Below are 23,561 nucleotides of genomic sequence, written 5' to 3' on the forward strand. Positions count from 1 at the left end.
GGCAAGCCTGCTAAAAACATCGTGACAAATGTCACGGCCACATCATGACACCTCACACTGTGGCGGCGCGCTGGGGTTGGGCACACTGGTCTTACCTTGATTCGAGCTGGAGGCGACACCATGTTGCAGCACTATTTTTTCACTTTGCCCGAGTGGGCGCTGACTTTGCAAAACGCCGCTCTGTGGCTACATATTGCTACCGCCAGCCTAGCGTTGTTGGCATTCTGGCTGCCGCTGGCGGTACACAAACGCAGTCGTTGGCACATTTACAGCGGCTGGCTCTATAGCAGCCTGATGGCGACAACGGTGGTGAGCGCTGTGACCAGTCAAACCCTGACCTTGCTCGACCCTTGGTCGGTTAATGCTATGGCCAGCGACGTCGCCAGCGAGCACATTATTGCTATTCGCCGCACTGGCTTGTTTTTATTAATGCTGTGCCTGCTGGTGGGCTGCAGTTTATGGCAAGGCCTGCGCACCGCTTATTGGAAAGTTAAACGTCCTGCCCCCAGCAAAGAATGGCTATTGCAAACCAGCATGGCCATCACGGCGGTGGTCGCCATGCTGGTACTGCTGCTGGGTGTCGCCAGCAATGCAATATTGCTGGGCCTATTTAGTCTGCTCACCTTATGGTTAATGACCGATATGATTGGCTACTGGTGGCGCGCTCAACCACCGGCTTGGTGGCAAGCACACCTAGGCGCCATGATCGGTTCAGGTATTGGCCTTTACACCGCCTTTGGTGCCTTTGGAGGCCGCACCCTGTTGCAAGCCTGGGTCGGAGACAGCGCCATCTGGATGGGCTGGTTGCTGCCCAGCGTGATAGGCACCATCGGCATTAGCTGGGCGTCACGGCGCTTTCGACAGCTGCCGAAGGCGCGTGGAGCGCAATAGGCTTTGCTTCCTTAAAAGCTGATATATCTACCAACTCTTTAAGGATAATTATTTCGAAATTTCTTAGTAACCAGTACATAGTCCGTATGGAAATACTGCTCCTGAAACCATAACTGCCGCTTGACCTCGGCCAGTGCCGGACAGGAGCCATCTAGGCTTGCTATGAGCTTATTTTCATCGTCGTTATGACGTATCGCGACGCCAATAATCACGACGCTGGCTGTGGTTAAAGGTTGTTGACAACCTAGAAGATAAACATCAATTCCACTGCCGTCTTCTGCCTTTGTGTCAGGCACATAATCGTAGTTTATGGCATCCTGTATTGCTGCCCACAAAAAATTCGCCTTGGATGCTGGCTCTGCCAGCGTTTTTTGCCAGACAAGCTTTGCTGTTTAACACTCGCAATAAAGCAGGGTTATTTTTCAACACCTTTGCGTACTGAATGGTTTCAGTATCAGCTCAGCAGGTACACAAAGCCAATGCCTTCATAATGGCCAGCTTGAATCTTAAGGGGATGATGGCGAACTTCTCGTGGAGCTATACGCTGGTAAAAATCATTGTTTTTCGCACCTTTAAAAGTCCACACAACCATTTCGGATTTTCCTTGGCTACCCAGTCATTGAGTCGCTTGGCAAAATAACTGTCTCCCTATTCCTTGGCCTTGATACTGTGGATGAACGTATAAGCCAAATAGCTCACCTGTGTCGGAACTGCCGTGTTGACGAGTGCACACATAGGCCACGATGCGATCATTCAACGTCATCACCCACGCAGCTGCATCGATATGCTCTATATCTGCAAGCGTGCGCTTTTCAAACCAATCACGACTAAACAAAGCCATGTGCTCGGTCGTCATTAAATCGACAAAGTCATTTTGCCAGGCTGCTGCCACCACCTTGGCAATAGCCCTTGCGTTAGCAGGCTCAGCTTCACACATCATTGCCTTGCACGTATACATACTCGATCCATATCCCCTGCGTAAAGCTTAATGGCTCCTTGGTGACTTTTCATATCATTGTTATTCGTATTTTGGATTAAGGTGCTACCGCTTGTTTGAAGCGCCCAGGGCATCTCTAAATAATTCGGTGCCCGCTTTGGAGATCCAGAGGGTGCTAGCAAATGTATTAAAAAAGCCCGCAAATGCGGGCTTTTTATTAGGTTGCGATTAAATCGCCTGTGTTGCCTGTGCCAACCAGTGACGCTCTGGCTCATCTAAAAACTCTGCCAGCGTGTCGTACACCTGTTGGTGATAGCCATTGAGCCAACGAATTTCATCCGCTGTCATTAGCTCTTTATCAACCAGGCGTAAATCAAACGGTGCCATGGTCAGAACTTCAAACTCCAGCATCGGCTTTTCACCGCCCAAGCCTTCGGCTTCACGCACCATAATCAAGTTTTCACAGCGAATACCATAAGCCCCGGCTTTGTAGTAACCAGGCTCGTTGCTTAGCACCATGCCAGGTCGCAAATCGACTGAGTTAGCTGCTTTAGATATGCCTTGCGGGCCTTCGTGCACGCTTAAATAAGCACCCACACCATGGCCCGTGCCATGATCAAAATCAAAGCCGTGTTGCCATAAGAATTGACGGGCTAATACATCCAGCTGTGCACCTGTGGTGCCGCGAGGGAAGCGCGCATTTTGCAAGGCAATATGGCCTTTTAAAACACGCGTAAACTGCTGTTTAACCTCACCGTCCGGCTCACCAATGGCAATGGTGCGGGTAATGTCGGTGGTGCCGTCCAAGTATTGGCCGCCACTATCGACCAAATAAACGCCCTGCTTTGGTAGTTCTGCTGGCGTGCCATTATTGTGGTTGTAATGGCACATGGCGGCGTTACTGCCGGCGGCAGAAATGGTATCGAAGGATACTTCCTTGAATTTATCCTGCTGCGCGCGAAAGCTAAACAATTTATCGGCCACATCGGCTTCGTTCAGAGATTCACCGGCATGCAAGGCATTGTCTAGCCAATGCAAAAACTTGACTTCAGCAACGCCGTCGCGAATATGCGCTTGGCGCATGCCATTTTGTTCCGTTGGGTTTTTGCACGCTTTCGGCAGCAATACTGGATCTCGTCCAGCAACCAGCTCCGCGCCCGCTTGTTGCAATGTGAGTTGAGTCCAGGCATTGGCGGTGGCAGGGTCTGCCAAAACACGCTTGCCTTTTAATTGCGCAAACATGGCTGGTGCTTCCGCTTCACTCAGCACGGTAACGCCGTCACCGACGTGCTCATAAAAACCATCGGGCAGCTTTTCAGCGTTGGTAAACCAAGTTACCTGTGCATTGGCGTCGATCAAGGCGTAGCCTAAAATGACCGGCATGCAGGGAATATCGCGGCCACGCACGTTGAGCAGCCAAGCGACAGAATCAGCAGCAAACAACAAGGCAGCATCGAGCTTGTCTTGTTGCAGTTGCTCAGCAATTTGCTGGCGCTTTTCTGCGCTGCTAATGCCAGTGTATTCCAGCGGCATTAATATGCCTTTGTGAACCTCTTCGGCTGGGCGATCTTGCCATAATTGATCAACTGGATGCTGATCTTGTGCCACCAGCTCAATGCCTGCTTTGTCCAGCGTATCGCGCAAACGATTAAAACTATTCAGGCTAAACATACGGCTATCAATGCCCACCTTGGCACCCGCCGCCAACTGCTGAGTTAACCATTCGCCGTGAGGCTCTTCAATCAGGTGGCGGTATTCAAAGGCGTCGGCGTCTACCTGTTGGCGCACCTGTACTGTGTAGCGGCCATCCACAAACATAGAAGCCTTATCCGCCAAGACCACCGCAGCACCGGCAGAGCCGGTAAAGCCCGTTAGCCAGTGCAAGCGCTGGTTGCGCGCGGGCACGTACTCACTCAGGTACTCATCAAAGGTGGCCACAACGTAGGCATCGAGGCCTTGCTCAGCCATGATCTCGCGGATCTGGCCCAAGCGTTCGAGGGTCTGAGACATGGTTATAGTCCTGTTAATCGATACCTCATCCATTCTACAGAGACTGCGGCCAAAAGGTAGCCAGGAAACAGTGTGTATTGGCCACGGTGGCAGCAAGGAATACACTCTCATTTTGCGCTTAAACTCGTGTCAGAAACGCAGCAGGTTGTGATGCACAGTTCATAGCATCGCTATGCTTGTGGCTTTATAGCGCCAATAGAAAACTAAGGACTTTTGTGAAATACACCAGCATTATCTTCGACTTTGGCAACACCCTCGCCCAATCTTCCTCCCTAGCCTCTGCCCTGGCTCGGGTACTGGCACATGAGCAGGCAATAAATATTGGTCATGCCATTGAAAAAAATTCTTGAACTCTATCGGCCAGAACAGCAGCAACAACCCAATTGGGTCGATACCTGGAAAGATTGCTTTGCGGATGCTGGCGTAGACTTGAGCGAACGCTTAGGCCGCGAGCACCTCAGCGAGTGTTGTCGTGCTAACGAGACCTTCGTTGATGTTGAGCACTTGCTACAACAATTAAAAGAGCGCAGTTTTCGTTTAGGGTTGTTATCAAACGCGACTGGGCCTGGTGATATTTTTCAGCAAGATTTAGAGAGTCGAGGTCTTGCCCAGTATTATGATGCTGTGGTGTGGTCCTGTGATATCGGTTATCGCAAACCCTACCATGCAGCCTTCAACATCGCACTGCAAAAACTACAGGCTAATGCCGCCACGACCCTAATGGTCGGAGATTCCGAAATTGCCGATATTCAAGGCGCGCGTCAATTGGGCATGGATACCGCCTTAGTTTGCAACGCCTTCCACTCGAACAGTGAGGCAGAGTACCAAGAGTCACCACAGCAGCGATATAACGATGTGTTAGCTATTACTGACCAACGCCTGTGAATACCACGCAAAAAGCCTATGAGTTTAACTTAAGGGCTTTTCCAGCTCTTGCAGGCTGTAGTTCATTTCATCCAGCTTCTCGTTTAGCAGTTGCTGGGCGTCAAACAAACCTTGGTTGTAAAAGTGGCCGCCGAGCTCATTGACAAAAAAATCAATTAAGAACTCGGCCTCAAAACCACCAATATCACTTTGCATTTCACGCTCAAAATAGCTTTTAACACGGGCTACCATGTCTTGCTTTTGTTGTGCCGATAGCTGTAGCTCTTTCACGACAACACCTCAGTTTGCGGTTTATTCTGATAGATATCTGGTTTATATATCTGCATCAGGGTTTCAGGCTTATCCACAAAGCCAAAGCCAAACTGTTGATATAAACCATGGGCGTCTGAGGTGGCTAAGGTAAAACGACGCACATCAGCGACGCTCGGGTGGGCCATGACTTGCTGCATCAACAGCTTTGAAATACCCAGTCCGCGATAGTCTGGCCATACCACAACATCAACTAGGTTGGCAAAAGTAGCATGATCAGTAATGAGGCGACAAAAAGCCACTTGCTCGCCCTCAACATAGCCACCGATGCACACAGAATGGGCGATGCTTTTGGCCACTGTCGCTTTCGATATACCCTGTGCCCAGCTGCTATGGTGCGTTAAAAAGAGATGAATTTTATCTACATTTAAACGCGCTTGATCATCGCTAAACTCAACGTCGACCATCATGCACTCCAGCTCATTCTAGATGCCACCAGCATACCTCGATATTGCCAACACTGGATAGTTGGGCAAACAGAATTACTTTGGCAGCGCAGCCAGTTTTTGAATATAACTATAAGGCTGAAAGCCCAACGATTCACATAAACGAATAGAAGCGCCATTGTCGCGATTGGTGCGATAGCGCACCACTCTCTTTCGGGCTTTAGCCTTCATCAACCAAATGAGCTAGCAATGCTTGGCCAATGCGCAGTTGTCGATACTCAGGTTTGACCACAATCGATAAGGATTCAAAGGGTTCCTGACCACAATAGGACGCCAACATGCCAGCGATCTGCTCATCCATCATAACGGCATAAAAGCAGTCAGAGTCGATATCAAAATCGGCTTTGACAATGTCTTTATGCTCGCAGCTATCGATAAAGGCTTGTATCTCCGCGGTATTTTCAGCCAAGTTCAGTTCACGAATCACTAACGAATGATCCACAGAGGCCCTGTCGTTAAACAAATAATAATCAACATCATCAATATAGATTTCGTATTTGTCTTTAGGTGCCTGATCAAGCAAGCCCTGCAGTGATGTTAGCTTCTGCTCCAGGATGGTTGCACGGACACTGTCGCGACAACTTACTAAGGTCTGCTGCGGGGAGTGATAGATAAACGCCAAATCATGCTCGTCGTCACAGCAGAACAAATTATCTGCCAACAGATAGCCACCGCTCTTTTGCTCAATGCCCATGCGCTGACGCCAGCAGGCATCAATAACTTCAGGTGTTATTGTCATAGTTTCTTCCTTGGATTATGTGCGGTTCAGCTGCCACTGCTCATAAAAGATAACGACAGAGCAATAACTGAGTTTATTGTGAGCATGATACCACAGCTAAAATATCGACTAACTGTGGTTGTTCAATTGCAATAAATAGTTTTGAACGGCCCATTGATGCCTTGATGCAGCAAGGTTTTGCCATCAGCCAAATCTATTTTGATCACCTCATGCTCGCCATAGTTATCTAGCTGAATTAATTCACATTCATAAAAATGCATAAAGCAGGCATGGCTAAGGCCTGTTCAAGTGGAGTCAAAATACTGCATACACTGCCCCAGTGCACGACGTGGTTGGAAGTGATAGCCACATTCTTCTATAAACTCTCAGATCAAAGCTTGGCCTCTCCTGCTTTGACGCCACCGCCGGGCAGCAGTAAAAAACCATGCTGCGGTCGAACACACACCAGCTTCCCTCGCTCAACCAAGACGCCGTAAACAGCGCTTCGATGAACATAATCTTTACCGAGCTGGTAGCCAAATTTTTGCGTGGTTTTACTCGGCATAGGGCAAGACTTGCTCATCGTTGACATTTACAACAATTAAACTGAACAGCCATTCTACGCAGCGACTGAGTCTGACCGGCATCACCATCAACTAGTACGCACCGCTTGGCCGGGGCGTAGGCGCTCGGCACCGCGAATAATAACCTGATCACCCACTTGTAACGGGCCGGTAATGGCGATGCGCTCAGCCTCACCCTCACCCGGTTGTACCACCAAGCGCTCGGCCTTGCCGTCTGTTAAGCGGTAGACATACACCGCATCTTGGCGCAGCACCAGGGCATCACGCGGGATGGTTTTCACCATTTGCGCCGGCCCCTGCGGCAAGGCCACGCTCAGCCCTTGGCCGACGACAAACCCTTGCGGCAATGCGACCCGCACTTCTAGCATGCGCGAGCGCTCATCGCCTACTGGAATCACGGCCCGCACTTGGCTGTCGAGCAGCTCACCGTTCGCTCGACGCACCTGCACGGCATCGCCAGCCTGCACATACGCCTGCACATCGACCGGCGCGCGTACACTCAGCTCCAGCTGCTGCACACTGACCAAACGCACCACGCTATCACCGGCATTGACGTATTCGCCCGGCTGGCGCTGGCGGGCAGCCACAATACCGGCGAACGGCGCGCGAATAACCGAGCGTTGCAAGCGATATTCGGTACTCGCCAGTGCCGCTTGGGCCAAGGCAATTTCTTGCTCCAGTACGTCGTACTCCATTTGCAGTTCATCCAGCCGAAAGCGTGCTTCGCTTTGGCTGGCGGATAAGCGCTGGGTGCGCTCTAGCTGGCGTTGGCTAAAGGCCAAACGCGCCTGTAAGCGCTTAACTTCCGCTTCGTCGCGCTGGCGCTGCAGTTGCCATTCGCGCTGTTTTAAACGTGCCAGCTCTTGGCCTTGCTCGACTCGGGTGCCGACTTCTAACACCTGTAGCAGCACACCGCTGTTTTCTGCCGCAATGCTGGAATCAGCACGGCTAATAACATTGCCAGGAGCCCAGATTTGCGGCGCTTGGCGGCTTTCGGTGACCGTCGCTACAGACACCAGCGTCGCCTCATCTGCCACAGCGGTGAGGCTGCACCACAGCAGCAATGCGGTCAAAAATCGAAGACGAAAACGCATGTCAGTCAATCCTTTTGTGTTGAGTTCAGGCCGCTTTCGGCCACTGCTGATCATCTTGCTGCGGCGCTGCTGGGCTGCTGCTTTTGCCCATGCGCAGCAAGCATGGCAGCAAAATTAGGGTAAACAAGGTGCTCACGACCATGCCGCCAACAATGACCGCGGCCAGACCCCGGTAAATCACGCTACCTTCGCCTGGCATTAGCAGCAGCGGCAACATGCCGAAAATACTGGTTAACGTGCTCATAAAAATAGGCCGCAGGCGCAGCCGTAAAGACTGCTCCACCGCCTGATGGCGATCCAAGCCTTCGCGCTCACCAATACGAGCCTGATGCACCAGCAAAATGGCATTGTTCACCACCAACCCCAGCAAAATCACAAAGCCAATCATGGTCAGCAAGTCCAGTGGCTGAAAACTTACTAAGTTCAATAATTGCAGCGCGATCACACCACCCACGGTGGCTAACGGAATGGCCAATACCACCAAGGCACTGTCTTTGGGTGAGCGGAATAAGGCGCTCATCAACAAAAATAAAATGCCCAGTGCGATTAAAAAATTCTCCGATAACGTCGCCAGCGCCTGCTTCAGGCTATCGGCACTACCGCCGTAAATAATGCGGCCATCGGCGGGCATGGCCGCTTGCAACTGTGGCTCAACCTGGGTTTGCAACTGCTGCATCGCCCGCTCCAGTGACATATGTTCTGGCGGGGATACTTCCAAGGTAATGGTGCGGCGGCCATCAATGCGGCGAATGCGATCCGGCCCCACGGTGCGCTCTAGGCGCGCTAGTTCACTCAGCGGCACAATGCGGTCATCGCCCACGGCCAATGGCAAATCTTCCAGTGTTTCCGGACGTTGGTCGTCGGCCACACGCACAATCATATCCATGCGCTCATTGCCGTCGAAGTATTCGCCCACAAACATGCCCTGACCCAAGGTACGAGTGACGCTGGCCAGCTGTTGGCGTGTCCAGCCGTTTTCATGCAAGCGGCGATCATCCGGATATAAGCGCAGCTCTGGCTCAGCTTGCTCCAAGCTCGGCTCTGGCCGTGTCTGTGCTTCTGGTAAGGCTGCGTTTATCCAACCCATGGCCTGCCGCGCGATCTCGCGCAGGGCTTCGGTGTCACGACTTTGCAGGTGAATCGGAATCGAGCGGTCGCCACCAAAGCGGCCAAATAAGTTGCCTTGGGAGCTAAAGGCCATGGTATCGGGCAGGTCGCGGGTAATTTCCTCGCGAATGATGCGCTCCATTTCTTTGACCTGGCTTTGGTCTTTCACCCTTACCCCCATGGTGCCGCCACCACTGCCCCACACTAGGATGTAGTAGTTTTTCAGCGCCGGCTGCTTGTCACCGTCCATATAAGGTTTCAAGCGCGCTTCAATGGTGGTGATCAGCTCGCGTTCAATGGTGTCGAGGTTGGTGGCCGGTGGAAAGCGAAACCAAGTGTCAACGGCATCGCGCTTCACTGGCGGTAAATAATCCAGCTCCGGAATCAAGCTCAATGTCAGCCCCACTGGGGCGCTAATCAAGGCCACCAAGACCAGCCAGCGGCGTTTGCGTGTTGCCGTTAAGCGCATGATGGCGCCGGTAATGCGTTGCCAAGTTTGGTCGTGGTGATCTTGCAGTTGAGTGCGATTCAGCCAGCGCTTGGCCATTAACGGCACCACCGCCACGGCCACCACCAGCGATAGCACCACGGCTATGGCAATGGTCAGCGCTAGGTCGCTAAATAGCTGACCTTCGACATCTTTTAAAAACACCACGGGCACAAAAATCGCTACCGTGGTGGCGGTGGAGGCCAGCAACGCACCCCACACTTGTTGGCTGCCTTGCAATGCCGCATCCCGTGCTGGCAGCCCACGTTCACGCAAGCGCACGATGTTTTCTAGCACCACGATGGCGGCGTCCAGCACCATGCCGACGGCAAACGCCAGGCCCGCCAGAGAAATCACGTTCAGGGTGCGGCCAGCAAAATGCAGCACAATAAAGGTGCCTAACAGTGAAATAGGGATCGCCATGGCGACCACCAAGGTGGCGCGCATACGGCGCAAAAACCACCATAAAATCCCTACCGCCAACAACACCCCCATGATGAGGTTGCTGCTCACCAAGCTGATGGCGCGATAAATAAAGACCGAGGCATCGTAAGACTGCTGCATTTCCAGTCCACGCTCTGGCAGCGGCCCGGCACGTAAATCGGCCACCACGGCTTTCACCCGCTCCAGCGTGGCCAGCACGTTGGCGCCACTTTCACGGTCGATGCGAATGCCAATGGCGGCGTTGCCATTCTGGTGGGATAAATCATTGCGCTCGCGCGGCATCACTTTTACCGTGGCCACATCACCTAGGCGCACGGGCTGGCCAGCGCGCCACTCTAAGATCATGTCGCTAAGATCATCCGGGTGATAGCGGCCAGAAAAACGCAAGTTATAGCGCCGTCGCTCTACATCCAAACGACCGGCCGAGACATCTTGTGACTGGCTAACCTGTGCCGCCAGCTGTGGAATTTCGATGCCTAACTGCGCCGCTTTTAGTGGGTCAAATTCAATCGCCAACTCGCGGGTGCCGACGTTACTCCACCCCCCGATTGCTACCCGAGCCACGCCGGGCACAGATTCCAGCCGCGGTTTGATCACGTCTTCGGCAAAGGGCACAAAGTCATCTAGCGGGGTGTCGTTGCCAGGTAATAACTGTAAGAAAAAATACGTTAGCGCTGGCGTATTACTGCCGCCCGCCATGGATACCGTCGGCGGGCTGGCATCGCGCGGCAAGGCTGGCAAGCGGTTCATGCGGCTGATGACTTCCAACAGCGCTTTTTGCATATCGGTTTCGATGCCGAAGGTTAAATCGATGTCGGCCCAAGCCATATTGGCATCGGCACTCATTTCTTTAACACCGGGCAGCCCTTGCAGTACCTCTTCGATTGGTTTGACGATTTCGGCTTCCATTTCCGCTGGCGAGGCACCGCGCCAGCTGGCATTGATGGAAATACGCGGGCGGTCAATATCGGGAAACAGCTGCACCGGCAGCTTGGTCAGACTGAACAGGCCAAACAGCAGCACCACCGCCACTGCGACGGCTGCCGCGGCCGGGTTGCGTAACGCCGACGCTGTCAGGTTCATGGGCATTCCTTGTCTGCAAAAAGAGAAAAGCGAGGCCCGGAAGCGACCAGACCAACACAGGGCGGCGACTATATCATGGTGCCAAAGCCGCTAAAGTCAGCTTCGGTAAGCGGTGCTGAGGTTGCGTTTAGCGGTTCAGCCAGAAGGGGCCTGCCAGATTTGCGTCAGCCACTGACGATAGCGGCGACTGACACGCAGCTCGGTGCCATCCGCCAGCTCGACCAAAGCATCGCCGCCGGGGATTTTTTGCAAGCGCCGCAAGCGGCGAACATTAACCAAACGCGAGCGATGTATGCGAACAAAGTCGGCGCTGAGTTGTTGCTCCAACTCTTTTAACGTTGAGCGCACAATGTGTTGGCTGGCACCACAGTGCAAGCACATATAATCACCGGCCGCTTCGATCCAGTCGATGTCCTGCATGGGCAACTGCCAATGGCCCTGATCGGTGTGGCAATGCAACAACTCCGTGTGGCTGTGCTGCCGCTCCAAGCGCCGCCACTGACGCTTTTGTCGAATGCGATCTAACGCCTGTTGCAACCGCTCTGGCTCAACCGGTTTAAGCAGATAATCTGTGGCTCCTAGGTCAAACGCCTCCAATGCGTGTTGGCGATGCGCAGTGACCAGCACAATGTCTAGGTCAGCGGGCAGTTTTTGCATCAGCTGCAAACCATTTAGGCGGGGCATATCGATATCCAGCAGCAGGCAATCGGGCTGCCAATCAGCGTAGCGCTGCAAGACCTCCTCAGCATGGCCACAACTGGCCACCAGTTGAATATCTCCCAGTGCTTGCAAGCGTAGCGCCAGACCGCGACGCGCCAAGGGTTCGTCATCGACAATCACACAGCGCAAGGTCATCCGTGAAGTGCTCCCGGCACGGTCAGTGGCAGAGATAAACCAATGCTCAAACCGGGCTCATGGCTCTGTAGCCAAATTTGTGCTTGGCCGCGATAGGTGACATCTAAACGCTCCCAAACATTGCTGAGCCCCACCCCCAACTGTTCCCGGAACGACTCCAGCGGCAACGGCAGCGAATCAACCCCCTGCATGCCTTGGCCACGGTCACTGATCACCAGCTCTAGTTGATCGGCTAAGACGCTGGCGCTGATGCTGATATCGCGCTTGCCCTGCTCATCCATGCCATGAATGACCGCATTTTCGACCAAAGGCTGCAGCAATAAACTGGGGATTTGCTGAGCCAAAGCGGCATCGTCGATCTGCCAGTGCAGGGTTAAATCGTCAGCAAAGCGCTGCTGCTCGATATCCAAATACCACTGCAAGGCTTCCAGCTCCGTCGCCAGCGATACCGGCTGCTGAGCATTTTGCTCCAGCGCGTAGCGCAGCAGGCGCGACAGGCCAGACAACATGCGGTCTGCCTGTTGGGTTTGCTGCTCCAACACTAGGGTGGTAATGGCATTCAGGGTATTAAATAAAAAATGCGGGTTAAGCTGGTATTGCAACATGCGCAATTGCGCCAAATGCGCCTGCGCTTGCGCTTGCAGTGACCGACGCTGCTCTTGCTGCCATAAGCGGTAAAAGCTGATACCAAAATACAGCCCCGCCCAACTCAGAAAAATAAAGAAAGAATAAGTAAACCAACTGAAATAGCCGATCCAGCTCAGGTCATCGAGCTTGCCGTCACGGGCTTTGTAGACCAGCATTTTTGCCAGCGACCACAGCGCCGATGCCAACGCCACACAGACAATGCTAAACGGCCAACGCCACCAGCCCTGCCAACTCAAAGAGCGCTTTAAAGCTGGGTGCATGGCCCAGCTCAGCAGCAAGCCGGTAGTCAGAGAAAACAGTGGATACTGCCAAGCAATGCTGCCATCGCCCTTGTCCCATAGAAACTCCCCCAGCGACACAAAAAAGCCATAGCCCAGCCAGCCGATTGACTGGCAGCACCAGAACTGTGTGCGGCGAGAAGCAAGGCAAGTCGACCAGCTGGTTGGCAACAAACGATGACTAAGAGTCATGGATAAATCCTGAGCAATGCTTTATCGCAGAGGTGACAGCATAAACAGCCTAAGCAAAGTCCGGCAAATCTTGAGGGCAATATAAAGCGCTACCAACCCAGTCACCCGCGGCATCATTCAACACTATCTGGCCACATGTAAATGAACCTAGATGACGTCGTTTTGGGCGCCTTGCACACCGTGGAGAATCTGTCACCCTTTAAAATAGCGACTTCCCCAACAGGGTCCGTTTCCATGTGGACGTAGAGTTTGCCCTGATAGCGAAATATTCGATTATTGCTACCGCCACAACTAGGATGACCTGGGTGCTGGCCCAGCGTTTGGTTGGTGAAACGAACATTTTGCATTTGCAGCAAAGGCGTTGCTGCGCGCCCATGTTTAAACGTTTTGCCATCCTGACTGAGTTCATCGTAGTAGCGATAGCTACAGCCGCGGCCAGCGCCACTATGATACTCAATGGCTGCTACCAGCTCATCTTTGCCGTCATTGTTAATATCAAGATACCCTTGACCAGTAATGCGTGAAGGGCTCCCGCGAACACGAAACGTTTCTGAGCGAGGCATGACCGCCGGATCAGACAAGTGCACGTAGCTAACCTTGCCTTGATCAACCGCCTCACAAATTTTGCGGGTGGCCTCATTGATGGCTGCAGGAATAATTATATGCCGGTGCTGATACTCCCACGCACACAATAAATGCCCAGTATTATCTGCAGAGACGTAGCGAATAAATCCCCCGATTTGATCATCATAATGCTGGCTGTAGACCTTTCCATTTACACGAAAGTAATCAATATCAGACATCATATTGTAAGGATCACGAATTAACCGAGGGTCTGATGCTGTAAGGCGCAGCCACTCTCCATTGCCATCAAAAAATTTGCGACATGCTACCTCCATAGTACCCAGGGAACAGGCCGTGGATTTCTCTTCTTGACCGTCATTGTTGATATCAAAGGAAACGTTTTCTTGCGAAGAAGAGAAGCCATTGTCACTGACTATTCTTTGCCTGTCGCTAACACTATGACAAACGTCATATACCTCATTAAGTGATGGGTATTTCGGATTAAGTAATTTATCTAAACGCTTGATTCGATCCTGGTACTCTGCAATCAAGCAGCTCGACAGTGCTTCACCTTTGTAGTTGCCGCAGGTTTTATTTCTCTGCTTCAGCCATGAGCGCTGGCTATTTAGCAGTGACGAGAACGCATCGCTGTTGGCACCCGACTTAATGGCAAAGAAGACCTGAGAAAGACGTTTATCTAGCTCACCGAGTGGCTCGCTGTCACAGATAGCATGCTCTATCGCTGTGGTGGCTTTGTCGCAATCGAAACTGGCGGCATATAATGCATCACAAAAAATAATAAGTGACAAAAATAAAACAGATCTAACATCCATGTTGGCTATTCCTATGTGAATATTACTGTACTTGTCGCTGCTGACCTTGCACCTGACGGCGCAAAAACAGCTCAACGCCAATAAACGCAAATGGCACCAAAGCCGCCAAAAATATTAACAACCAGGTTATCAATGACCAGCGCATTTTATGGGCCGCGTAAAACGACAGCGCCACGTACACCATAAACAAAACGCCGTGCCCCATGCCCAAGACATAGACAAAATCACGGCTGATCAGCCCTAGGGTGACGCACAGAATAACAAGGTAAGACAGCCCTTCTAGCAGGCTTGCAAGGCGAAATAGAACCACAACCGACTCCTGAAACAAAAACGGCGACAGCATACCTGAATGCCGTCGCCGCGAGCAGTCTTGCTGTGTAAAGTCAGCCTCTGCTGTCGTTAAGCCGCGCTCGTTTGTGCCTGCTGCCGCAGTTGCTTGGCCGCCGCGACCATGCACTCCAGAGCTGGCATGACCTCTTGCCACTGGCGGGTTTTCAGGCCGCAGTCCGGATTCACCCACAAGCGCTCAGCCGGAATGCGCTGTGCCGCTTTTTCCATTAACTGCACTATGTGCGCCTGGGTGGGAATATTGGGCGAGTGAATGTCGTAAACGCCCGGGCCAATGTCATTGGGGTATTGGAAGTCATCAAAGGCGTCGAGCAATTCCATGTCCGAGCGTGAGGTTTCAATGGTGATGACGTCAGCATCCATGGCGGCAATGGCTTCGATAATGTCGTTAAATTCTGAATAGCACATATGGGTGTGGATCTGTACATCGTCCGCCACGCCGTTGGCACACAGGCGAAAGCTGGAGACGGCCCAATCAAGGTAATGCTGCCATTGGCTGCGACGCAACGGCAAGCCCTCGCGCAAAGCCGCTTCATCAATTTGAATTACTTTGACGCCGGCCTTTTCCAAATCGAGCACTTCCTCGCGAATGGCCAAGGCCAGTTGCTGGCAGGTGTCACTGCGTGGCTGGTCATCGCGCACAAACGACCAGTTCAAAATGGTTACGGGGCCGGTGAGCATGCCTTTGACCGGTTTATCCGTCAGTGATTGGGCGTATTCAATCCACTCCACCGTCATGGCATTGGGGCGGCTAATATCGCCAAATAAAATGGGCGGCTTCACACAGCGTGAGCCATAAGATTGCACCCAGCCATACTGGCTAAAGACATAGCCTTCTAGCTGCTGGCCAAAATATTCAACCATATCGTTACGCTCGGCTTCGCCATGCACCAATACATCCAGCCCCAACTGCTCTTGCTGGCGAATATCGTGCTCAATGTGATCGCGCATGGTTTGCTGATACTGCTCAGCTTTCAGTTCACCGCGGCGAAATTGCAGACGCGCCTGGCGAATCTCACGGGTTTGTGGGAATGAGCCGATGGTGGTGGTCGGATACAGCGGCAACTGCAGCGCCGATTTTTGCACTTCGCTGCGCTGAGCAAACGGGCTTTGACGCTGTTGCCACTCGGGTTGAACATTGGCCAGCGCCGCAGCCACGTCGGGGTTGTGCACACGCTGGGATTGGCGGCGGCTGTTCTGCGCTTGCTGATTTTGCGCCAACGCCTCGGCGACAGCGTCGCGCCCTTGGTTTAAGGCGGTGGCCAACAGTTCAATTTCTTGCAGTTTTTGGCGCGCAAATGCCAGCCAAGGCAGCACTTCTGGGTCTAACTGTTGCTCGCTGTCGAGATCGACGGGCACATGCAATAAAGAGCAAGATGGTGCCAGCCACAGTGATTGCGGCCGCTTTTGCGCCAGCGGCTGCAGCCACTCCAGCGTGGCGTTTAAATCGGTTTTCCAAATATTGCGGCCATCCACCACGCCCAGCGACAGCACCTTGTGCAAGGGCAGCCAATCTGCCACCTGGGTGACTTCGTCACGGCCACGCACGGCATCTATGTGCAAACCAGCGACGGGGAGTTCGCAAGCCAACTGCAAGTTGTCGCGCAGCTCGCCAAAGTAGCTGGTCAGCAACAGCTTCACCGGACACACTTTTAACTGGTGGTAAGCCTGCTGCAAGGCATAGCGCCAGTCGGCGTCGAGGTCGGTAACCAAAATCGGCTCGTCGATTTGCACCCAATCAACACCCGCCGCTGCCAATTGATTGAGCAACTCGGCATACACGGGCAACAAGCGCTCCAACAGCGCCAGCTTGTTGCTGTCGTCTTTGGCTTTGCCTAACCACAAGTAAGTCACGGGGCCGATAATGACGGGCTTCGCCGCCGTTTGACCCAGTTGCTGCTGGGCCTCTGCGAGCTGCGACAGCAGCCGCTCACTGTTGAGAGTGAATTCAGTATCAGCACTGAACTCCGGCACGATGTAGTGATAGTTGGTATCAAACCATTTGGTCATTTCACCGGCATGTACGGCGCAGCATGCATCATCACTGGCGCTGCGACCACGAGCGACGCGAAAGTAGCGATCCAGCTCATCGCCGCCACCTTGCTGAGCGCGCTCTGGCACCACGCCCAGCGTAAAGCTCATGTCCAACACTTGGTCATACAGAGAAAAATCGCCAACCGGCGCTCGGTTTAACTGGCTTTGCCACTGCCAATGCTGTTGTCTTAGCTGCGCCGCCGTATCCAAAAGCTGCGCTGTCGATTGCTGGCCTTGCCAGAAAGCTTCTAGGGCGAATTTGAGTTGGCGCTGATCGCCAATGCGGGGAAAGCCCAGATTATGGGTCTCAACTGCAGGGTAAGTCATAGTAACCTCGAACTTGATGAATTGAGTTCAGGTTACTGCAGCCCTATATCAAAAAAAATTGATATTATTTCACCCTATCTTTAATAACGCTCATAGCGCCGTATCAAAAAAACGCGCCAGTGGTGAGCTGGCGCGTTCTGCTTAAGGCCGAGAATACCATGAGGAAATTATGGTCGATCCGTATCGGCCTCGGGCTCATCTTCCTCAGGCTCTGGCAGCACCACCATATCGAGGAACTGCTCATTTTCACGCAGGCTGTCGAAACTGCTGTCTTCACCCGCCTGGGTACGTAGCGATTCGGACCGAGTAATGGCTTCTTCCAAATCACGCAGGGCCTCTTCAACAAAGCCGCTTTCGGCATAAGCACAAGCACGCTGATACATGGCATGGCTGTTATCTGGGTCAATGTTCAAGGCGTGGTTGGCCAGGCTAGTGGCCCATTGTGCTTGCCCCAGAAGTAAGGCGGCATCGGCTTTGTAGGTCAGCGCTTCAACATCGTCTGGGCGCAGCGCCAGAATTTGATCGTAAATGGCGATCTTATTCTGCGGGCTATTTTCTTGTGAGGCCTTCAGCCACAGGGAGTGAATCTCGTTGGTTAACTCAATTTCTGCCTGCGCCGCTTTAATATGGCGAGTTTTGCGGCTGAGCTCTTTTTCCAGTGCATCCATGCGCTCCTCATACGATTGAGTAATGCGCTGAATTTCCTCATTGGCAAAGGTGCCAACGCGGTCTTTGATATCACGCAGCGAGTTCCAGCCCACCAATACCAACAAGGTCGAGGCGCCGGCGATCAAATAGAAAAAGTAGGTAATGGTGTCGGTGGCATAAGTAATGGCCTTGTCTGCCACTCCCAGCTCTTTGGCGACGATTTTCTCTGTCATTTCAACCCGCATATCGGCGATCGCTTGGCGCAGGTCTTTTACCTCCCCCAGCATATAAAGTTCGGTGAACGGGCTGTACATCTTTTCACTGAGGTTGTCGATTTTCTCACGCGCCAGTTGGTCACGCTGCTTTTCCGACAATTTAGCCGCTAACGCAGCTTGCTCTGTAGGAGTCAAAGGTTGGTCGTCGACTTGCTCTGCCTGGACGACGAAGGCCATAAACAACAGCAGCCCGCATAAAGCGAGCTGCTGTAGGTTAAAAGCAGAAATCCAGCGCGGTGTCAGGCGCTTGCTTGCTGTTGCCATAAATCTGATTTTTCCACTAAGAGTGTGTGCAGGGCTGTAACTGACTTAGTGTAGTCCGCATCACTGACTAGGAACATCATGTCCACTTGGCGCATCGCCTGGTGCACAGAAAGAATGTTCACGCCGGCATCGGATAATGCTCCTGCAGCCCGTCGCAACAGACCTGGGATTTTTAAATCACTGCCAATAGCGCTGACCATGGCCAGTTTTTCCAGCCGGATGTCGGCATCAGTATAAACCTGTTTTAGCCGGTCAATCAGCCAGTTTACGCGCCGCTTGTTACCTTTTAGGTAAAACGTGACGGTATTGGCGTTAAAGTCTTTGGTCAACACCCGTACGCCAGATTCAAACACCAAGTCATTCATCCGCTGGCCATAGGTCGCATTGCCGACCATATCTTGGTCAAACAATTCCAGCGCCCATACGCCACGCGTGCCAGCAATGATCTCGACTTTAGGCTCGTCGGTGCAGTAATCGTTGCGAATCACGGTACCTTTGTGCTCTGGCTCAAAGGTGTTTTTAACGCGCAGTAAGATGTCTTTTTTGCGCAGGCCGGCTGCCGCTCGTGGGTGAATCGCTTCCATGCCGAGGTTGGCCAGCTGATCGGCAACGTCATAATTGGTTTGACCGATCGGCATCACGTGATCCGCCCCCACCAAGCCTGGATCGGCCGTACTGAGGTGGTATTCCTTATGAATCACCGCCTCATTAGCATTGGTGAGGGTAGCGATTTTAGAGAAGGTCATCTCGCTGTAGCCACGGTCAAAGGTGCGCATCAAGCCTTCACGGCACTGGGTATAACCAGTCACGATGGGCATTTGCTTGCTCAAGTCGATGTCTTTAAAAGCCGCACGAATGGTGTCATCCAAACTCAATTGGGTATCCGAGCGCCAGTTGGTTAAATCGATATAAATGGCATTCACATCGTGCTGACGCAGCAACTGCACTGAGTTGTATGCGCTGTGTGCTTCGCCGATGGCGCTGAGCATTTCACGCACTTGATGCAAATGGTCGTCGAGTTGGAAGTTACCAAAGCTGCACACAGCTTCGAGGTTTTCCAAGCAGTCGCGAACGTCGTCGACCCGGCTGGAAATAAACTGATCAGCACGTTTGCGTTGTACCTCGCTGCTGAACATGTCGGCGTTAATGGCCAGCATATCTTCTAAAACTTGTTCCAGCTTGGTCTGCCAGGGGCGATGTTCGTCCATTTCTGAAAACAGGGCATAAACACCCGGTTCTCCGGTTTTTTTATGCTCCAACAGGCCGTTGGTCATGCCAGCATAAGCCGATACAACGAACACGCGCTGATACAGAGTTTGACTGCCATCAGACAGGGTTTGTGGACGTAGCCAGATGTTGCTCAGCACATCCTGATAACGGCTCATGGAGGTGCCGCCGATTTTTTCTACAGTATGAAACATGGTATGTGCTCCGTAAGCGGATGAAGTTCGTACAGCGAGGCGGCCGCGCCAGCGACCGCTAAAGAGCAGGCAGGATCAGTCGGTAACGGTTTCCGCTTCGAGGGCATATACGCCATTCTCGTCATGGACTTCCTTGCCATTCAATGGCGGATTAAAGACACACGCCATTTGCATATCTTTAGTCGCACGCAGTAAATGCTTGTCGTGCTTATCAAGAATATACAGAGTGCCCGGGCGAATTTGGTACACCTTGCCATCATCACAGGTTTCGATTTCACCTTCGCCACTCATGCAGTACACAGATTCCAAATGATTCTGGTACCAAATCGGCGTTTCAGTGCCAGCAAAAATGGTGGTGATATGAAAAGAAAAACCCATGTTGTCGTCTTTCAACAACATGCGCACGCTTTCCCAGTTGCCGCCGTTAATAGCACGCTCAGAGTTTTTACACTCGTCCAGAGTACGAACAATCATGTTAAATCCTTGGTTGAGAGCGCAGCCAAGCTGCGCTGCCAGCGAAATTTGTAGTCAGGCCGCCGCGGCGGCCAACGAATCTTATTAAGATGCAGCAGAGATCTGCTCGGCCATAACGTCAGCCACACAGCTGGCGAGAATATCTAGGCCTTTTTTCAACAGCTCTTCTTCAATGGTCAGTGGCGTTAAGATTTTGACCACCTGGCCATCTGAGCCGCTGGTTTCAATCACCAGGCCACGCTCAAATGCTAGCTCGCATACACGCTCGGCAATTTCACCGGTGCGCATTTCTAGACCTTGCATAACGCCACGGCCCTTATGCTTCATTTGGCCACCGTGTTCAGCTTGAATCTCTTTCAGACGAGTGCGAATCAAACCGGCTTTGTGCTGTACCGCTTTTTCAAAAGCATCGTCCTGCCAGTAGGTTTCCAGTGCACGACGTGCGGTAATAAAGGCATGGTTGTTACCGCGGAAGGTGCCGTTGTGTTCACCTGGCTTCCAGGTATCCAACTCTTCTTTCAGCAACACAACCGCCATCGGCAGGCCGTAACCACCCAGTGATTTAGACAGAGTGATTACATCTGGCTCAATGCCATATTCTTCAAAGCTGAAGAACTTACCGCTGCGGCCACAGCCGGCTTGAATGTCATCGACGATAAACACCATATCGTGACGCTGACACAGGTCTTGCAGACCGCGCAGCCATTCGGCACTGGCAGTGTTCAGACCACCTTCACCCTGAATGCATTCAACAATAACGCCGGCCGGCTTGCCTAAACCGGACGAGCCATCTTGTAAGGCTTTCTCGAAATACTTGAGCGTATCGAAATCACCCAAATAACCGTCGTACGGCATAAACTGCACGCCGGGCAACGGCATGCCATTGGCTTCTTTATACTTGCCGTTGGCCGTCACCGCAGCTGCGCCTTGGGTGCAACCGTGGAAACCATTGGTGAATGACACAATGGTTTGGCGGCCCGTGTTCTTACGCGCAACTTTCAATGCTGCTTCCACCGCGTTGGTACCGGTTGGGCCGGTGAACTGCACTTTATAGTCCATACCGCGTGGCTTAAGAATAATGTCGCGAAAGCTGCGTAAAAACGCCTCTTTGGCGCCGGTGTGCATATCCAGACCATGGGTCACACCGTCGGCCTGAATGTATTCAATCAACGCTTCTTTAAACTGCGGATTGTTATGGCCATAGTTCAGCGTGCCGGCACCGCCCAAGAAGTCAATGTAATCAACACCATCAACGGTGGTCAGAGTTGCATTCTGGGCGGACTTAAACACCACCGGGAATGAACGGCAGTAACCACGGACATTGGATTCAAGCTCGTTAAAAATTTCCATCGGTTGTGCTCCTTTAAGATTGTTCAGACGGTGTGCTGGAAAACGGACCAATGATCACCAACTCTTCGGTGTCATGGCGCTGATCGAAGTGGCGCTCGTGGTCGAACATCACCTCTTTATTGAGATCGGCCCCCAGATCTTTCGCTAAGCGCTCAAACGTGCGCCAAGAGGCCTGATTAGCCGACGTGATACTGGTGTGCAGGTAATTGACCTGACCTACCTGATCGATCAAGTGGCGCAACATACGACTGGCCAAACCATGACCACGCATGCGGCTGTCTACCGCCACTTGCCAAACAAACAGCGTGTCTGGCTGGCTGGGAATGCGGTAGCCGGAGATAAATCCGACTGGCATGCCGCCTACCTTTGCAACTACGCTGGTATCACGAAAGTGGGAACACTGCAGCAGATTGCAGTACATTGAATTCTGGTCGAGGGGCGGACAACGGGCGATCAGATCAAAGACCGCACTGCCATCCTCGGCGTTGGGTTTGCTCAGAACCAGGTCATCCTGGTGCGTGAGATCGATCGTCTCATTCTGGGTCTGACTCATTGCTTTAAGGCTCCGCGTACCGAGAAATCATCGTTACGGGCCTGTCATTTACTTTGAACGCTAAACAAAATAGCATCAGGAAAAATTATTTACAACACGAATTAATTAAGGAGTTGTCGATGCAAGCGGATCACGAGCGCTGGCTGACTTTCACCATGGACGACACCACTTACTGTCTGCCGGTCGACACTGTCAGAGAAGTAACGCTATGGAATCGCCCCGAACCCGTGCCCGATGCGCCGCCCCAGGCATGGGGCGTTATCAACCTACGCGGCGACATCGTCACCGTGCTAGATGGCCGATCATTACTGGGTTTACCGCAAAAAGAGCCCGACGACGACACCCGAGTATTAACGATTGAGGTCGAGCAAGAAGTGATCGGTTTTGTGGTCGATGCGGTACATGAAATCGTATTGCTGGACCCAGCCAAGGTCGAAGCGCCGGTGACACCTCAGGCCTTTATGAAGGGGACTTGCTACCACAAAAATGACTTATTAGTGCTACTAACCCTTGAGGATGTGCACGAGCAACTTGGTCGCTAGCGGCGCAATTACTTTGCAGACAATCATTTAGATATGTATATTTATTCGGGTTGACAGGAGATGAGGCGACGGAAGCGCCTACGTCAACCCTGTGTTGTATACGTGCCAACGCAAACGCGTACCTGTCACCTTCCTCAGGCCGGCAACACAGTCACTGTATTCGCACCAACGCCAATGCGTTTTAGTTGGCGTTTTTGCATCAGGAGAGACAGCTTATGCCCGCCACAACCAATAACCACCGTACTGATGCGGCACGGCGGTGGATACCAGAGCGTGATTGTTCCTATAATTCGCGCCCTTCCCATCCCGGAATAGCCGCTATGAACCGATATGAAGACGTGCTGGTCGCACTGCGTCGCATTATTCGCGCCACCGACCTACATTCTAAGCAACTGAGCAAAACCACCGGCCTGACCGCGCCGCAGCTGATGATTTTGCAAACCCTACGCACCCATCATGAGCTCACCGTTGGCGAGGTGGCGCGCAAGGTCAACCTGTCGCAAGCAACCGTGACCACCATCATCGACCGCTTGGAGCGCCGTAACTACCTTAAGCGCGAGCGCAGCCAACTCGATAAGCGCAAGGTGTATGTGTACCTCACCGATGAGGCTCACGAATCACTGATCGACGCGCCAAAGCCGTTGCAAGAAAGCTTTGTTCACCAGTTCCAAGATCTGCACGAGTGGGAGCAGAGCATGATTCTCGCTTCCCTAGAGCGCGTGGCGCATATGATGGACGCGCAGCACATTGATGCCTCTCCCGTATTGGATGTAGGCCCGCTGGACCGCAGCATCAACACCAAAGCAGGCAGCAAGCCCGCCGGCGATCAATAACGGTCGCCGCCTTTATCTCCCGCAGCCTCAGCAAGTTCAGCAAACAGCTTGCCATTGCCGCCAAAGCCGTTAGCGCTCATCTGTTCGTCTAAGTTGATAGCCATCGACATAGGTTTGTCATATATCC

The 23,561-nt window shown here is 52.6% G+C and carries 23 protein-coding genes; 4 read left to right on the plus strand and 19 right to left on the minus strand.

Annotated features, from left to right (window positions below):
- Positions 1-120: 120 nt before the first annotated feature.
- On the plus strand, positions 121-891 hold the full coding sequence (locus IE090_RS15775) for a DUF2306 domain-containing protein (protein ID WP_189389847.1): 771 nt from the start codon (positions 121-123) through the stop codon (positions 889-891).
- A 38-nt stretch (positions 892-929) separates the two neighbouring features.
- Here IE090_RS15775 and IE090_RS15780 read toward each other — a convergent pair whose 3' ends face one another.
- From IE090_RS15780 to IE090_RS15790, 3 genes are all read right to left on the minus strand, one after another.
- On the minus strand, positions 930-1,226 hold the full coding sequence (locus IE090_RS15780) for an inorganic diphosphatase (protein ID WP_189389848.1): 297 nt from the start codon (positions 1,224-1,226) through the stop codon (positions 930-932).
- Between the two features lie 281 nt (positions 1,227-1,507).
- Positions 1,508-1,849, minus strand: coding sequence for a GNAT family N-acetyltransferase (locus tag IE090_RS15785; protein ID WP_189389850.1), 342 nt, complete (start codon positions 1,847-1,849; stop codon positions 1,508-1,510).
- 207 nt (positions 1,850-2,056) lie between these two features.
- Positions 2,057-3,838, minus strand: a complete 1,782-nt coding sequence (locus IE090_RS15790) for an aminopeptidase P family protein (RefSeq protein ID WP_189389852.1) — start codon at positions 3,836-3,838, stop codon at positions 2,057-2,059.
- A 327-nt stretch (positions 3,839-4,165) separates the two neighbouring features.
- Between IE090_RS15790 and IE090_RS15795 the strand changes: the two genes are divergently transcribed.
- Positions 4,166-4,723 (plus strand): HAD family hydrolase, encoded by a 558-nt coding sequence (locus IE090_RS15795; protein WP_189389854.1) that lies wholly within the window; start codon positions 4,166-4,168, stop codon positions 4,721-4,723.
- A gap of 24 nt (positions 4,724-4,747) precedes the next feature.
- Here the strand turns inward: IE090_RS15795 and IE090_RS15800 are convergent, their stop codons facing one another.
- The 16 genes from IE090_RS15800 to ectA all read right to left on the minus strand — a co-directional run bounded on the left by IE090_RS15800 (position 4,748) and on the right by ectA (position 22,059).
- Positions 4,748-4,993, minus strand: a complete 246-nt coding sequence (locus IE090_RS15800) for a DUF2164 domain-containing protein (protein ID WP_189389855.1) — start codon at positions 4,991-4,993, stop codon at positions 4,748-4,750.
- Positions 4,990-5,442 (minus strand): GNAT family N-acetyltransferase, encoded by a 453-nt coding sequence (locus IE090_RS15805; protein ID WP_229815801.1) that lies wholly within the window; start codon positions 5,440-5,442, stop codon positions 4,990-4,992. Before IE090_RS15805 ends, IE090_RS15800 begins: the two co-directional genes overlap by 4 nt.
- 196 nt (positions 5,443-5,638) lie before the next feature.
- A complete protein-coding gene (locus tag IE090_RS15810; protein ID WP_189389857.1) occupies positions 5,639-6,217 on the minus strand; it encodes a GNAT family N-acetyltransferase in 579 nt (192 codons plus the stop codon).
- A 122-nt stretch (positions 6,218-6,339) separates the two neighbouring features.
- Positions 6,340-6,477, minus strand: a complete 138-nt coding sequence (locus tag IE090_RS15815; RefSeq protein ID WP_189389859.1) for a hypothetical protein — start codon at positions 6,475-6,477, stop codon at positions 6,340-6,342.
- A gap of 371 nt (positions 6,478-6,848) precedes the next feature.
- Positions 6,849-7,874 carry an efflux RND transporter periplasmic adaptor subunit gene (locus IE090_RS15820; RefSeq protein WP_189389861.1) on the minus strand — a complete coding sequence of 342 codons (1,026 nt, stop codon included), beginning with the start codon at positions 7,872-7,874 and terminating at the stop codon, positions 6,849-6,851.
- A gap of 25 nt (positions 7,875-7,899) precedes the next feature.
- On the minus strand, positions 7,900-10,995 hold the full coding sequence (locus IE090_RS15825; protein ID WP_189389863.1) for an efflux RND transporter permease subunit: 3,096 nt from the start codon (positions 10,993-10,995) through the stop codon (positions 7,900-7,902).
- Between the two features lie 135 nt (positions 10,996-11,130).
- Positions 11,131-11,850 carry a LytR/AlgR family response regulator transcription factor gene (locus IE090_RS15830; RefSeq protein ID WP_189389866.1) on the minus strand — a complete coding sequence of 240 codons (720 nt, stop codon included), beginning with the start codon at positions 11,848-11,850 and terminating at the stop codon, positions 11,131-11,133.
- Positions 11,847-12,968 carry a sensor histidine kinase gene (locus tag IE090_RS15835; RefSeq protein WP_189389868.1) on the minus strand — a complete coding sequence of 374 codons (1,122 nt, stop codon included), beginning with the start codon at positions 12,966-12,968 and terminating at the stop codon, positions 11,847-11,849. Before IE090_RS15835 ends, IE090_RS15830 begins: the two co-directional genes overlap by 4 nt.
- A 113-nt stretch (positions 12,969-13,081) precedes the next feature.
- Positions 13,082-14,365, minus strand: a complete 1,284-nt coding sequence (locus IE090_RS15840; RefSeq protein ID WP_189389870.1) for a lysozyme inhibitor LprI family protein — start codon at positions 14,363-14,365, stop codon at positions 13,082-13,084.
- 22 nt (positions 14,366-14,387) lie between these two features.
- Complete coding sequence (locus IE090_RS15845) at positions 14,388-14,675, minus strand: DUF3817 domain-containing protein (RefSeq protein WP_229815802.1); 288 nt, start codon at positions 14,673-14,675, stop codon at positions 14,388-14,390.
- An 89-nt stretch (positions 14,676-14,764) separates the two neighbouring features.
- Entirely contained in the window at positions 14,765-17,074 is a 2,310-nt protein-coding gene (metE, locus tag IE090_RS15850) for a 5-methyltetrahydropteroyltriglutamate--homocysteine S-methyltransferase (RefSeq protein ID WP_189389874.1), read from the minus strand.
- 167 nt (positions 17,075-17,241) lie between these two features.
- Positions 17,242-18,261, minus strand: a complete 1,020-nt coding sequence (locus tag IE090_RS15855) for a TPR end-of-group domain-containing protein (RefSeq protein WP_229815803.1) — start codon at positions 18,259-18,261, stop codon at positions 17,242-17,244.
- On the minus strand, positions 18,237-19,682 hold the full coding sequence (locus tag IE090_RS15860; protein WP_189389876.1) for an aspartate kinase: 1,446 nt from the start codon (positions 19,680-19,682) through the stop codon (positions 18,237-18,239). Before IE090_RS15860 ends, IE090_RS15855 begins: the two co-directional genes overlap by 25 nt.
- Positions 19,683-19,757: 75 nt before the next feature.
- Positions 19,758-20,156: an ectoine synthase gene (locus tag IE090_RS15865; RefSeq protein ID WP_189389878.1), complete on the minus strand. Its 399-nt coding sequence runs from the start codon at positions 20,154-20,156 to the stop codon at positions 19,758-19,760.
- Positions 20,157-20,240: 84 nt separating this feature from the next.
- Positions 20,241-21,506 (minus strand): diaminobutyrate--2-oxoglutarate transaminase, encoded by a 1,266-nt coding sequence (ectB, locus tag IE090_RS15870; protein WP_189389880.1) that lies wholly within the window; start codon positions 21,504-21,506, stop codon positions 20,241-20,243.
- A gap of 13 nt (positions 21,507-21,519) precedes the next feature.
- Positions 21,520-22,059 (minus strand): diaminobutyrate acetyltransferase, encoded by a 540-nt coding sequence (ectA, locus tag IE090_RS15875; RefSeq protein ID WP_189389882.1) that lies wholly within the window; start codon positions 22,057-22,059, stop codon positions 21,520-21,522.
- 119 nt (positions 22,060-22,178) lie between these two features.
- On the opposite strand from ectA, the gene IE090_RS15880 reads away from it, so the two are divergent.
- Together IE090_RS15880 and IE090_RS15885 are read left to right on the plus strand one after the other, a co-directional pair.
- The gene (locus IE090_RS15880) at positions 22,179-22,601 is read left to right on the plus strand and encodes a chemotaxis protein CheW (RefSeq protein ID WP_189389884.1); all 423 of its coding nucleotides are present in this window, start codon (positions 22,179-22,181) and stop codon (positions 22,599-22,601) included.
- 320 nt (positions 22,602-22,921) lie between these two features.
- Entirely contained in the window at positions 22,922-23,434 is a 513-nt protein-coding gene (locus IE090_RS15885) for a MarR family winged helix-turn-helix transcriptional regulator (protein ID WP_189389886.1), read from the plus strand.
- The last annotated feature ends 127 nt before the right edge of the window (positions 23,435-23,561 follow it).

Origin of the sequence: Bacterioplanes sanyensis (assembly GCF_014652515.1) — a bacterium.
GTDB classification, from domain to species: Bacteria; Pseudomonadota; Gammaproteobacteria; order Pseudomonadales; family Oceanobacteraceae; genus Bacterioplanes; species Bacterioplanes sanyensis.